This is a genomic window from Stutzerimonas sp. C6.4V (assembly GCF_058536345.1).
On sequence record NZ_JBZUBM010000001.1, the window covers coordinates 703149 to 715931 of the forward strand.

A 12783-nucleotide genomic window follows, 5' to 3' on the forward strand; every position below is an offset into this window, starting at 1 on the left:
CGCCCCTTTTTTTGCCCGCAATTCAGGCGTCATTCTTATCGAACAAGTTCCGGCTTGGCTTGCCTAACAGGTTCCTGGTAATCCAATGGAGCACAGCATGAACAACGACAGCCCTGCACAACCTGAGCATCCCGGGCAGCATGTGGATGATGAGGCCAAGCGCAATCCGGAGGAGGCCGATGAGGATCAGCTGGATGAGGCGCTTGAAGAAACGTTTCCGGCGAGCGACCCGATCTCTCCCTGATCGCTTACACGCTTAGACCTTCGTTGATGCGGTCTCTACCAAGTGCCGGCGCAATGCCGGCAGCACCTTGTCCCGTAGCAGCGGAGCCAGTGCTTGGGATTCTTCCGTCTTCAGCGTTATCCAGCCCGATTCCTCGATTTCCGCTTGAATTCTGACTGCCTCTGGCGCCTTTCCTACAAACACCTCGGCAATGACCCAGTGCCCCGGCTCGTTGGCTGCACGTGCTTGAAACTGGCCGAGAAAAACCAGCTGGGAGGCATTCATCCTCAGATCCAGCTCTTCACGGAGCTCACGCAGCAGCGTGCAGATTGGCGTTTCGCCCGGGTCGGCCTTGCCACCCGGCAGCATAAACAAACGGGTGTTGCGTTTGCGAACCACCAGCACCCGGTGGTCGTCATCGATAAGGCAGGCTGTGGCGATTTTCAACAGCTTGGTGGGCATGGCCCTCTCCAGTTTGGGTGACAAAGCGCCATGAGCACCTTGCTTCGATTGTAGCGCCGCAGGCCATTTGCGTGCGGTTCGGGCAGGCTTGCCGTCAGACCCGAGCCCCAGCAGGAAGCGGAATCCACCCCCACCTGGAGCGCAGAAGAGCCAGGCCGGGCCCGGGTCAAGCGCTTGCGCATAGCATCAGCGGCGCGCCGAGCCCTTCTCCATCGGCCACTGTCGAAGGGCGTCATCAGACGTTCACAAGTCCGAGGGGAGCATGGATGGGGCAGGGCGATGGGCGGCGCCGGGAGAAGCCTGGCAGGAACGTTCCGTTCATCCAAATGTTGCAATTTTGACGGGTTGCCGGGCTCTCAAGCAAAACAGCCCTCCAACAAAAGGACATAACAATATGTTGGATCTTCTGATAGTCGCGGCATTCGTCCTGTACGGTTTGAGTTCGGGCCTGCGAGCACGCGGCAAGGCCTCGCAGAGTCTTGATGAGTACTTTCTGGCAGGAAAGACGATCAAGGGTTGGAAGGCCGGCTTTTCTATGGGCGCAACGCAGTTTGCCGCCGATACGCCGCTGCTCGTCACCGGTCTAGTCGCGACCGCCGGTATTTTCGCACTTTGGCGCCTGTGGATTTACGGTCTTGCGTTTCTGTTGATGGCGTTTGTCTTCGCTGTCGGCTGGCGTCGTGCCGGTGTGCTGACCGATGCGGAGCTGACTCGGGTGCGCTACAGCGGCAAGGGCGTGATGCCGCTGCGCCTGCTCAAGGCGATCTACTATGGCACCGTGATCAATTGCGTCGTGCTGGCGATGGTTCTCGTCGCCGCCATCCGCATCGCCGAGGTGTTCCTGCCATGGCATATCTGGCTGCCGGCAGGGATCTACGAGCCCATTGTGGGTTTCGTAGCGAACTCCGGCTTGCAGCTTGGGGAAAGCATCACCGGCCTCGAACCGGACATGATGAGCGCCAACAATCTTATTTCAATCCTCCTTATCCTGGCGTTCACCGCGATGTATTCGATCACGGGCGGGCTGCGCGCAGTGGTGCAGACCGACGTGGTTCAGTTCATCCTGGCGATGGTCGGCACGTTGCTGTATGCCTGGTTTGTTGTCGATGCGGCGGGCGGGTTGGGTGGCCTCACGGATCGCGTGGTCGAGCTTTACGGTGCCGATCAGGCGAGCAAGATGCTGTCCTTTGCGCCGCCAGCGAATGCCGGGGAAGCCCTGATGCCCTTCCTGGTAATCATTGGACTGCAATGGTTTTTCCAGATGAATTCGGACGGAACCGGCTATCTGGCGCAGCGCAGCATGGCCTGTCCGACCGACCGGGACGCTCGGATGGCGGGGCTGGTGTTCACCTGGTTGCAGATCTTCCTGCGCAGCCTGTTCTGGATGGCGATCGCGGTTGGCTTGCTGGTGCTGTATCCGTTCACCCCAGCGGAAATGGGGGCCGAGGGCTTTACCGCAGGTCGAGAGGCGCTGTTTGTACAGGGTATCGAGGATCTGCTGCCACCCGGCGTGCGAGGCCTGATGTTGGTGGGATTGCTCGCCGCGCTGGCTTCTACCGTCGATACGCACCTCAACTGGGGCGCTTCGTACTGGAGCAACGATGTCTACGGCGGCGTTGTCGCCCCGCATATCCTCAAGCGCAAACCGAAGGACCGTGAATTGGTTCTGGTGGCGCGGCTGTCCAATGTGCTGATCCTGACGATTGCAATGATCATCATGGCCAACCTGGGCTCGATTCAGACGGCCTGGTTCATATCGCTGCTATTCGGGGCTGGAATGGGCTCGGTGCTGGTGCTGCGCTGGCTATGGGAACGCATCAATCTCTATTCCGAGCTGACCGCCATGGGTGTATCGCTGATCACAGCGCCGCTGTTGCTTTTCTACCTGGGCACTGACCCGGAGCGCGAGTGGATTCGCCTGGGCATCATGGCCCTGGCGACCACGTCAGCTGCGATCCTGGTGACATTCATCACGCCAGCGACCGATGACGCCACACTCAAGCGCTTCTACCATCGCGTGCGACCTTTCGGCTTCTGGCGACATGCAGCGTCGCTCAACGGAGTGGCTGCGCATGTTTCCAGGCGCGCGTTGGGCACCCGGCTGTTTGCAGTGGCGGTGACTGCTGTTTCGCTGTTTTCCCTGTTGGTAGGCGTCGGCCGGCTGATGTTCCCACCGCCAGATGGAAATTCGCTTATCAGCTGGATCTGCCTCGCGCTGGGCTTGTTGCTGGTCCCCGTGTGGCTGCGCATCGCCATGGGGCACGAGTTCGATACTGACCCTGTAAACGAGACGCTGGAGGAAGATGTTGTGGTAGGTCATGGCGGCCCCGTCAAATAACGGCGCAACTTTCGCGCTGGCCTAGAAACTGTTTCAGGCAGGTGGTTAATTGTTCAATCGCTCAAATAAACCGTTTCGCTTGTTTGTTATCTGGAAGGTGTGGAGGCCATCAGGCGACTGAGCCGGGCAAACTAGCGAGGCGGCTTGAAATAAAAAAATCCTTGTCTGATAGATGGTTGCGGCCTACTTCTAAAAATAATTGAACAGTCTCAGCTCGCTTGGGTCTTTACCTTACGCATTGCATTGGCTCTTTGCGTATTCCGCCATCGCAGAACAAGAGGTATTGTCATGAACCGACTTTTCAAAACATCCCTGTTGGTAGCTGCCATGCTCCCCGCAGTTGCAATCGCCGCTCCCGTGGCTGGCGATCGGGAAGTTACTTTGAGTGGCGCGGGCAGCAGCGATAAGAACTTCGACGACACTGTTTTCTCCGTGCAGGGCAGTTGGGGTACTTACCTCGATGAATCGTCCATGTGGGGGGTGCGCCAGACCGTCAACGCAAGTGATTCAGAAGGCGAGAGCGTGCGTTGGGATGGCTCGACCCGAGTGTTCTACGACTATCACTTCGGCAGCGGCAAAACCCGTCCTTTCGTCGGAGTAAGCCTCGGCGGTATCTACGGGGAGGAAGTAGACGAGACGTTCATGGGTGGTCCTGAACTGGGTATCAAGTACTGGGTGCAGGATAAAACTTTCATCACCGCAATGGCCGAGTATCAGTTTCTGTTCAAGAGCGGAAGCGACGCGCGGGATCGTTACGATGATGGCGCGTTCTTCTATAGCGTCGGTCTGGGTTATAACTTCTAAGTGGCCAAGCAGTGCGGCGCCGAATGGCGCCGCACTTGTTTAACGTTTCGTTTGTTGTCGATGGTTTTTGAGTTGGCCTTCGACAGAAGATTTACGAGTTGTTGTGCCTCACTTCGCTGCGCAATCGGGTATCTGATAAGTCATGAAGCCTTCAGTGCCACGTGAGAACTTTGCTGCCCAGCGGCTAGCTATCATTTTTTTCCGCTTCGATATCGCCGGATGGCCATCGTTGCAGTAAGTCCATGCCCGCTTAGATGAAGTGAAGCATCACGGCAACCCCCCAGAGAGCTGAACTGAACAGGGTCATGGCCTTCTGCAGGAAACATGACACTTCCGGGTGGGCAGGGTTCGGTAGTCAGTTCGGTGGTCAGACTGGCGAATGATGCGGACATCTCGATTGGCAAGCCAGAACAATACGGTCGGCCGGTACGCGTAACTGCATCAGTAGATAGTGGGCGAACTCGGCCGTGTAGGGCTGTTCGGCAATCGCCCGCGCCATACAGTCGAGCCACACGTCTCGCTCGAGCTCGCCGATCGGCCATTGGGTATGGAAACGCGGGATATGAATGTTTCCGAATCGCTCGGCGTAGCGGCGCGGCCCGCCCAGCCAGCCGCACAGAAAGGCGGCCAGCCGCTGGCGTGAGTCATCCAGGTCTCGTGGGTACAGCCGGCGCACACAGCCTGCAGATTCCAGTTGCTCCATATTGCGATAAAAGGCGGTGACAAGGCGTTCTATACCTGGCTCGCCGCCGGCAGCCTGGAAGGAGGCGTCGCCAACGCCGAATACTGGGGCGATGAGGGTCATTGCCTGATTCCTAGATTACGCCAAGGTGCGCCAGATCAATGCTTCGGGTGCGCTTTTCCGGCAGGGTTGGGCTGTGGTCTATGCTGCTGCAAAACACTAGAAGGAGTCGGGATATGCGTAATTTTCTGTTGGCCTTTGATGGCTCGGCCAATGCCAAGCGTGCGCTGCAGTACATTATCGATCTGGCGGCGGAAGCACCCAACCTGATGCGGGTTCAGGTCCTGAATGTCCAGCAGGAGCCGGTGATCTATGGTGAGTATGTCACCGCCGACATGATCGACGAGCTAAACAGCAGTCTTATGGAAAAGTCTCGCCGCACCCTCGAGGAGGCAGCCACTGCGCTGCAGGCAGCAGGGTTGGAGTATGAGACCCACTCAGCGCTTGGTAATGTCGCCGAGCAGGTCAGTGAAGCCGTGCAGCGGTTTGGCTGCGATACCGTTGTCATGGGCACGCGTGGGCTAGGCAGCTTTGCTGGCATGATCCTCGGATCGGTAGCCAATCGGGTGATACATGAGGTCTCGGTGCCGGTGCTGCTGGTGAAGTAGTCGACACCTCAGCATCTCGCCAGCCTTAATCCTGCTTGCCCTTGAGCAGGTCTGCCAGATTGGCGAAGGCCTTGAATGTTTCCTTTGGCCCAAGATCGCTGCCAGGCTTGGCTTCGGCGTGGTACTGGTTGTCGGTATAGCGTGAGTGCTCGTTGTCGTGGCAGTACAGACAGAGCAGTTCCCAGTTCGAGCCGTCTTCCGGGTTGTTGTCGTGGTTGTGGTCCTTGTGATGGACCGTCAGCTCGCTCAACCGCTTACCCGAAAACTCGCGGGCGCAGCGCCCGCAGACCCAGGGGTACATCTTCAACGCTTTTTCCCGGTAGCCCTGTTCGCGTTGGGCGTAGGGCGTGTTGGGTTTGTTTGTACTCATTGCTGTCTCTCTACCTGAGCGTCTGGCTGCGTTCGGTCAGCCGGCAAGGCCGACGTATACGTTCTGCACATCGTCATGGGCGTCGATCGCGCTGAGGAAGGCTTCGACCTCCTCAAGCTCGGCGTCTGACAGCGTACTGACGGGATTCTTTGGACGGTAACCGAGCTGTGCCGACTGCACGGTGAAACCATGCTCCGGCAGGGCGCGGCAGACCACGTCCATGTCGGTGGCATCGCTGATGAACAGCGTGGCACCGTCTTCTGCGGCCTCGAAATCCTGCGCGCCGGCCTCGATGGCGGCCAGTTCGGCATCGGCGTCGGCGCTAGCTGGCGCGGCTTCAATCATCCCGCAGTGGTCAAAATCCCAGGCCACAGAGCCGGATGCGCCGAGCTGACCCTTGCGGAACAGCACGCGGATTTCCGCCACGGTGCGGTTGACGTTGTCGGTCAGACACTCAACGATCACCGGGACCTGATGCGGGGCGAAGCCTTCATAGGTGGTGCGCTCATAGTGAACGCTTTCGCCCAGCAGGCCGGCGCCTTTCTTGATGGCGCGCTCCAGGGTTTCACGGGGCATGGAGGCCTTCTTGGCCTGTTCGACGACCAGGCGCAAGCGAGGGTTCATGTCCGGGTCGGCACCGCTACGGGCCGCGATCATGATTTCCTTGGACAATTTGCCGAAGGTACGACCCTTGGCGTTGGCTGCCGCTTCCTTATGTTTCGCTTTCCACTGTGCGCCCATGGTTACTCTCGTGTTTGCTGAAATGGGAGGAGGGTCGGATGATTGAGCGATTCTAGCCGTTGCCGCCGCCGCAGGCACGGGCCGTACGCAACTCCGAACCTTCGCAGACGTATGGCAGCGCAGCAGGTGACTGTAACGGCAGATTGAACGCTCGCTGTATGAGGACTATGACCCTGGCGACAGCTTTAATGCGTTTTTGTCTGGGAGCTGCGCCATGTCGCCCAAGGACCTGATGCTGGCCCTGGTTGTGATCGTTGTCTGGGGTATGAACTTCGTTGTGATCAAGGTCGGTCTGGATGACATCCCGCCGATGCTGCTGGGCTCACTGCGGTTCATGCTGGCGGCGTTTCCCGCGGTTCTGTTCATCAAGCGTCCACAGATGCCGCTGCGCTGGCTGCTGGCCTACGGTGCAACCATTTCGCTGGGGCAGTTCGCGTTTCTCTTCTCGGCGATGAAAGTCGGCATGCCGGCCGGTCTGGCGTCCCTGGTATTGCAGTCACAAGCATTCTTCACATTGTTTTTTGCCGTGCTGTTTCTCGGAGAACGTCTCCGTTTGGCCAACCTGGTCGGGTTGTTGATTGCCGCGGGTGGTTTGCTGCTGATCGGAATGCAGGGCGATCGCAGCATGACGCTGGCGGGCTTTGTGCTGACGATCTGCGCGGCGTCGATGTGGGCACTGGGGAATGTCGTCACGCGCAAGGTTGGCAAAGTGAACCTGGTCGGCCTGGTAGTGTGGGGGAGCCTGATTCCTCCGCTTCCGTTCCTCGCCCTGTCCTGGATACTCGAAGGCCCGGATGTGATCGAGGCGGCATTGCGCAGCTTCGGTATGGATTCTCTTCTGGTGCTTATTTACCTGGCGTTTGGTGCCACCATCCTCGGCTACGGGCTATGGAGCCGTTTGCTGTCGCGTTATCCAGCAAATACCGTGGCGCCTTTCTCATTGCTCGTGCCGGTGGTAGGCCTGACATCCGCGGCGTTGTTGCTGGATGAGCACCTGGGGCTGCTGCAAGGGGTCGGTGCGTTGCTGGTAATGCTGGGACTGGCGGTCAATGTAGGTGGAGGCTGGGTCGTCGGCCGGCTGCGCACCGTGTTTGGCAACACGGCTGCCTGAAAGCAAAGCGCCCCGTGTCGGACAACCAACCGGGGCGGATGGCGGGGGTTTACGCCTGTCATTCAGGACTGGATAACGACATCTCGCAGCGTGGCTATCCAGTCCTTGGCAACAAACGTCAGACTTTGAAACGCGCGATCAGCGTCTGAAGTTCGCCGCCCAGCTGGGCCAGGCGGGCTGTGGAGGAAGCGGTCTCCCGAGCCGCTTCGGCTGACTGGTCGGCCACGTCTCGCACGCTCAGCACGCTGCGATTGATCTCTTCGGCAACCGAACTCTGCTGTTCGGCCGCCGTGGCGATCTGCTGGTTCATGGCCTGGATCACCGAGACGGTTTCCGTGATGGCTTGCAACTCGGCACCCACGTCCCGGGCCAGGGCGACGGTATCGCGCGCCAGGCTACTGCTGCTGTCCATCATTCCCGATGCGGTACGCGCGCCCTTTTGCAGGTTGGCAATCAAGGCTTCTATCTGCGCGGTGGACTGCTGTGTACGTTGAGCCAGCCCACGAACTTCGTCGGCGACTACGGCGAACCCGCGACCCGCTTCACCGGCTCGTGCCGCCTCGATCGCTGCGTTCAGAGCCAGCAGGTTGGTCTGTTCGGCGATGCCGTTGATCACGGTCAGCACGGTGCTGATGCCATCGGTTTCCTGATTCAGCTGGGTCATGGCTTCGGCGGAAAGCGTCACCTCGTTAGAGAGCCGGTCGATCTGCGACAGAGCGCGCTGGACCACGGTGTTGCCTTTGGCCGCTTGCTGGTCGGCCCGTTGGGCGGCGTTCGATGCTTCTTCAGCGTTGCGTGCCACTTCCTGCACGGTAGCGGTCATCTCATGCATGGCGGTGGCAACCTGGTCGGTTTCCTGGCGCTGGCTGTTGACTCCGGCGCTGGTCTGTTCGGTCACTGCCGACAGTTCGCTGGAGGCCGTGGCCAGTTGTGCGGTGATGCCACCGATATGGCCGATCAAGGTTTGCAGGTTGCCGCGTGTCTTGCCCAGTGCTTGCAGCAACTGGCCAAACTCATCGTCGCGCTGTTCGGCTGCCTGGCCGGTCATGTCGCCTGCACCGATGCGCTCGGCGATTCGCACGGCCTGGTTCAGCGGCTGGGTGATCTGGCGGACAATGAGCCCGCCGATCAGCACGCCGAGAACGATGGCAAGCAGCGTAACGCCCATTAGCTGGAGCTTCTTGGTTCGGGCATCGTCCGCACGTTTCTGCGTCTGGCTGGAAATGATGCCCTGTGCCTGATCGTAGAGCCTGGCAAAAATGCTTTCCATGTCCTGGCGGGCCTGCTGTTGCTGAGCAACGATCGGCGGCAGTTTCTTTACCAGCTCCACGTATTGTGTCGCGCTGGCCCGAAGGGCTTCCAGGCTATCGGCTTGAGGCCCGATCAGTTCCTCCTGCAACGGCGCTATGGCCGCGTTCAACGCATCGAACTGCCGGTTCAGGGCCTGCAGGGCTGGTTCAGACTCCTCCATCAGGTAGCCACGAACCGTGAAGCGCAGCAGGCGGTTCTGCTTGGACAGATCGGTGGTGAGCAGGGCGATGTTGGCGATGTCGCTGGTCGGGTGCAGGACCGGGTTGCCTGGCACACCGTTCCAGCGATGCTCCAGATCGGCGATCAACTTGTCGGTGGTATTGCCGGCATCGACCCAGTTCGCGCGGGTCTGCTTCTTTAGCGCATGCAGCGCGACGAGTTTCTCGAACGCGCCCTGATAGCCGCTAGCCTCGCTGGCCATGGCTTCCAGGTACGCACGGTTCTGTGGATCGGAGAAGCTGGCTCGGTTCTGTTCGACGATCCTGGCGATATTCGCCACTGCATCGGTTACCTGCGCCACGTACTTGGCATCGCCACGCTCTTCGAAGCGGACTTGGGCGTAGCGGATCTGATTGGCTTGGTTAAGCAGGTTTTCGGCCGTCTGCGCTTTCTCGCTTCGCGAGATCAGGGCGTCCATGCTGAAAACCCCGATAGCAGCAACACCAATGGTGAGCAGCAGTACCGAGGCGAAGCCTAGGGCCAGCTTGTAGCTGACCTTGAGATTTTTCATTGTGCTTCCTCAAGCAGGCGGAATGCCCATAACGGGTCGTACTACGCCATCGGCGTCATCGCCAAATACTTGAGGTGTTGTCATACGACCGCATTTGTCGAACGATCCTGGCTCAGTTCGATCAGCGCAGCATTCGTTGCGCCCGTATCTCGGGCAGATCCAGGCGACGCACATAGACGAGCAGCGGCTCGCTGATGTCCAGGCGGCTATTCACATTCTGGTCGATCAATAGCTGGCAGCTTGCGGCTGAGTGTCATCTGCTCGCCCTCGACGGGCTGCCAGACAAACTCGCTTGCGGGGATGATGCTGGCGTCGGCCACATCCATACCGAACGAGTCCTCGCTGAATCGGACGATGTGTTTGCCGCTCTTGCCGTTGTATCCCACGAAACCCTGCAGGCGGTCTGCAGCCTGGCAGATGTCGACGGATGTGATGCTCATGTAGACCTCGCGTATGGATTCGGTGATTTACACGCAGGGGCAGGCCTTGTACTGGCGTCCTTCTCCGAGGGCGCTTCGAAGTCGGGCATTGTCATGACAAGCGTTTCGGTTGAACAGCGGCATGTCGCCGCTAGGCATGGCTCAGAACAACGTGCCCTGGTCCTGGCGTCGACGACTCGCGTCGAGCCGTTGGCGAAAACGGTTGCGGTATTCGATGGCCAGGTTCGGCAAATCGACCAGCCAGGCGAGTTGGTCATCGCTGAGAGTGTTATTTGTGAAGCTGCGCCAAACGCGCAGTACGCTTGCTGCAGGGCAGGGGCGCTCGATCAGCTGTAGCTCGAGGCCTGGTTCAACCGCGCCCGGCTCCAGGGTTCGGTACAACCATCCGGTTCTGCCGCTCTGTGCCATTTGCCGGGCCAGCCCACGGGCGTCATGACGGCGGTCCAGATTGCTGCAAGGCGAGCGGGGCTGGCTCACCTCGATCACAGCATCGCCCCAGCGGAAACGGTCGCCGATACATACCTGCCGCTCGTCCAGCCCCTGGGTGGACAGGTTTTCACCAAACGCGGCGGGGCCGATGGTGGCTAGGTGCGGGTAAAGGTTGCGCCAGCGACGGTAATGTTCGGCCGGGTAATGGCAAAGGCTGCGATCGGGGCCGCCATGGAAGCGGCGGTCGGCGACCCGGTCACCCTGCAGACCGTCGTAATCGAGCCAGACAGTAGCTGCTGCAAGGTGTTTGTCGATGGCAGACGGCTTGTCTGTACGAGGTAAAGAAAGGAGCTGATCCCGTAGAAAGGGGCCATCGATCGGCCATCGCATGCACCTTTCCTGGTTGGGAGGCATAGAAAGCAACCTGTGCTCAGCCTTCGTTGAGCCGGGCGAGCTCGCGGCGGACCATGGCTGCGTACTCCGGCGGCTTGAGCTGGTACAGCTCGGTCGCGACCCAGGCCAACCAGCGCGGGCCCAGCGTTGAGCGCTGTTCGGAAAGGCGCTGCGCTTCTGCTTTCGCGCGCTCGGCATGCTGCTGGTGAAATTCCGACCGGCTCATTTTTGGGTCCCCGTTTAGCGAGCGGGAATTCTAAACGACAACGGAGCCGGGGGGCGGCCCGCTGCTTGGTAAAGCCGCTGTACCGCGCTAGGCTCGCGGTACCTGAGATAGACGAGAGTACGCCATGCCGGGGTCAGTGAACTTCAAGGACAAGATATCCCGTCAGCGACCCTACGGACGCGTCGACTCGGCCCCCAGGGCCTTGGACGGTGACTTGTCGCTGATTATCGATCAGCTTGAAAGTGACCGGGGCCGCATCATCAACTCCGCCGCGGTTCGGCGTCTTCAGCAAAAGACCCAGGTTTTCCCTCTTGAGCGCAACGCCGCGGTTCGCAGCCGGCTGACGCACTCACTCGAGGTCCAGCAGACCGGACGCTTCATTGTCCGCACACTGTACAAGCAGCTGGGTGACAAGGCGGCACGCTACGGTCTGGACGGGCTGCAAGGGGCCTTGGAGAGCCTGGTGGAGATGACGTGCCTGATGCATGACATTGGCAATCCACCCTTCGGGCACTTCGGTGAGTTCGCCATTGGCGAGTGGTTCACGCGGCACATGGACACACTGTTCGACGCGGCCGTGCCAGACGGGCAGGGTGATGCCGAACTGCGCCTGCGCATGCTGCGTGACCTGGAGCACTTCGAAGGCAATGCCCAGGCGATCCGGCTGGTGGTGAGCCTGTTGCGTCTCAACCTGACATATACGCAGACAGCCGGTCTGCTCAAGTACGTGCGCGCCGCCTACGCACCAAAGCCGGCCAAGGGGACGCCCGGCGCCTATCTGCTGAAGAAGCCCGGGTTCTATCTTGCGGAGGAACCTTTCGTCGCTGATCTCCGGGCTGCGCTAGGCCTGCAGCCCGGCACCCGCCATCCGGTGGCCTACATCATGGAAGCGGCTGACGATATTGCCTACTGCCTGGCCGATATCGAAGACTCGGTGGAAAAAGGCATCTTCACCATCGACCAGCTGGCGCAGCTGCTGGTCAGCCGATTTGCCGAGCACGGCTCTCCCGACGAACCGATTGGCGCCACCGATCGCAGCTTTCGCAGCATGGTCGAGTACGCCCAGTCCCGTGCGCAGAACGAGCCGATCAACAAAGTGGGTGAATTTTTCATCTGGTTGCGGGTGAACATGGTTCATCCGTTGGTGCAGCATGCGGCGGCGCAGTTCATCGAACATATCGAAGCGGTCTACCACGGCACCCTGGACCGCGCATTGCTGGAGGACGCCAGCTTGCCCAACGCCATCGTGCAGACGTTCAAGGATGTCGCGATGGACCGCGTGTTTTGCCACCGCGAGGTGGAAACGTTGCAATTACAGGGATACCGAATCCTGCAGGGCCTGCTCGATGCCTACGCACCGCTGCTGGTGGTGACGCCGCAAACCTTCCAGGCGCTTACGGAAGGCACCTGCCGGCGTGAGCCCTATCTGCAGATGCTTGCCCGTCGTTTGCCCAGCCAGCTGATCAAGGCTTATCACGAGGCCCTGAAGGCGCACCTTCAGGGAGCCCCGGACTGGCCGTTGTGGGAGTTCTACTACCGCTGCCGGATGTTGCAGGACTTCGTCAGCGGCATGACCGATCAGCTGGCCCAGGACGAATACCAGACGCTGTCTGCCTTGTAGTTCCATTTCAGTCCGCTTAGCCATCGCCATTCCGCTTGGAGGCAGGACTTGCTGCGCCACTTTGGTACGTTATCGCCGCTTCGCTGGTATAGCACTTGCATTGGTCTGGTGCGGCTCTATCGCCTGCAGCCCCCAAATGGCGCAGGAAGACAGCCTGGCTAACACGCGCAGTTCTCGTAACCCTTTGATGAACAAGGTTTAACGGAGAGAACTCGAGCTGCTCTGGTTAGCCCT

At 59.8% G+C, this 12783-nt stretch carries 13 protein-coding genes and 1 pseudogene; 6 read left to right on the forward strand and 8 right to left on the reverse strand.

The window, feature by feature from the left end:
- Positions 1-97 precede the first annotated feature (97 nt).
- Positions 98-244, forward strand: coding sequence for a hypothetical protein (locus AC4LFW_RS03335; RefSeq protein ID WP_491817780.1), 147 nt, complete (start codon positions 98-100; stop codon positions 242-244).
- 12 nt (positions 245-256) lie between these two features.
- Here AC4LFW_RS03335 and AC4LFW_RS03340 read toward each other — a convergent pair whose 3' ends face one another.
- Positions 257-685: an NUDIX hydrolase gene (locus tag AC4LFW_RS03340; RefSeq protein WP_491817781.1), complete on the reverse strand. Its 429-nt coding sequence runs from the start codon at positions 683-685 to the stop codon at positions 257-259.
- 394 nt (positions 686-1079) lie between these two features.
- Here AC4LFW_RS03340 and AC4LFW_RS03345 point away from each other — a divergent pair, with 394 nt between their 5' ends.
- Together AC4LFW_RS03345 and AC4LFW_RS03350 are read left to right on the forward strand one after the other, a co-directional pair.
- A complete protein-coding gene (locus AC4LFW_RS03345; protein ID WP_491817783.1) occupies positions 1080-3023 on the forward strand; it encodes a sodium:solute symporter family protein in 1944 nt (647 codons plus the stop codon).
- Between the two features lie 288 nt (positions 3024-3311).
- Positions 3312-3827, forward strand: a complete 516-nt coding sequence (locus AC4LFW_RS03350) for a hypothetical protein (protein WP_491817785.1) — start codon at positions 3312-3314, stop codon at positions 3825-3827.
- Positions 3828-4194: 367 nt separating this feature from the next.
- On the opposite strand, the gene AC4LFW_RS03355 is transcribed toward AC4LFW_RS03350, so the two are convergent.
- A complete protein-coding gene (locus tag AC4LFW_RS03355) occupies positions 4195-4632 on the reverse strand; it encodes a group II truncated hemoglobin (RefSeq protein ID WP_491817786.1) in 438 nt (145 codons plus the stop codon).
- Positions 4633-4745: 113 nt separating this feature from the next.
- On the opposite strand from AC4LFW_RS03355, the gene AC4LFW_RS03360 reads away from it, so the two are divergent.
- Complete coding sequence (locus AC4LFW_RS03360; RefSeq protein ID WP_491817788.1) at positions 4746-5177, forward strand: universal stress protein; 432 nt, start codon at positions 4746-4748, stop codon at positions 5175-5177.
- A 25-nt stretch (positions 5178-5202) separates the two neighbouring features.
- Here AC4LFW_RS03360 and AC4LFW_RS03365 read toward each other — a convergent pair whose 3' ends face one another.
- Together AC4LFW_RS03365 and AC4LFW_RS03370 are read right to left on the reverse strand one after the other, a co-directional pair.
- Positions 5203-5547 (reverse strand): YajD family HNH nuclease, encoded by a 345-nt coding sequence (locus AC4LFW_RS03365; protein ID WP_491817790.1) that lies wholly within the window; start codon positions 5545-5547, stop codon positions 5203-5205.
- A 36-nt stretch (positions 5548-5583) separates the two neighbouring features.
- A complete protein-coding gene (locus AC4LFW_RS03370) occupies positions 5584-6288 on the reverse strand; it encodes a YebC/PmpR family DNA-binding transcriptional regulator (RefSeq protein ID WP_491817791.1) in 705 nt (234 codons plus the stop codon).
- A 214-nt stretch (positions 6289-6502) separates the two neighbouring features.
- Between AC4LFW_RS03370 and AC4LFW_RS03375 the strand changes: the two genes are divergently transcribed.
- Positions 6503-7399: an EamA family transporter gene (locus tag AC4LFW_RS03375; RefSeq protein ID WP_491817793.1), complete on the forward strand. Its 897-nt coding sequence runs from the start codon at positions 6503-6505 to the stop codon at positions 7397-7399.
- Positions 7400-7517: 118 nt separating this feature from the next.
- Here the strand turns inward: AC4LFW_RS03375 and AC4LFW_RS03380 are convergent, their stop codons facing one another.
- The 4 genes and pseudogenes from AC4LFW_RS03380 to AC4LFW_RS03395 form a co-directional block, all read right to left on the reverse strand.
- A complete protein-coding gene (locus AC4LFW_RS03380) occupies positions 7518-9440 on the reverse strand; it encodes a HAMP domain-containing methyl-accepting chemotaxis protein (protein WP_491817795.1) in 1923 nt (640 codons plus the stop codon).
- 121 nt (positions 9441-9561) lie between these two features.
- Positions 9562-9880: pseudogene (locus tag AC4LFW_RS03385) on the reverse strand (DUF2025 family protein).
- Between the two features lie 141 nt (positions 9881-10021).
- Positions 10022-10699, reverse strand: a complete 678-nt coding sequence (locus AC4LFW_RS03390) for an MOSC domain-containing protein (protein ID WP_491817797.1) — start codon at positions 10697-10699, stop codon at positions 10022-10024.
- A 40-nt stretch (positions 10700-10739) separates the two neighbouring features.
- Positions 10740-10928 (reverse strand): hypothetical protein, encoded by a 189-nt coding sequence (locus AC4LFW_RS03395; protein WP_491817799.1) that lies wholly within the window; start codon positions 10926-10928, stop codon positions 10740-10742.
- A gap of 124 nt (positions 10929-11052) precedes the next feature.
- Between AC4LFW_RS03395 and dgt the strand changes: the two genes are divergently transcribed.
- Complete coding sequence (gene dgt / locus AC4LFW_RS03400; protein ID WP_491817801.1) at positions 11053-12549, forward strand: dGTPase; 1497 nt, start codon at positions 11053-11055, stop codon at positions 12547-12549.
- The last annotated feature ends 234 nt before the right edge of the window (positions 12550-12783 follow it).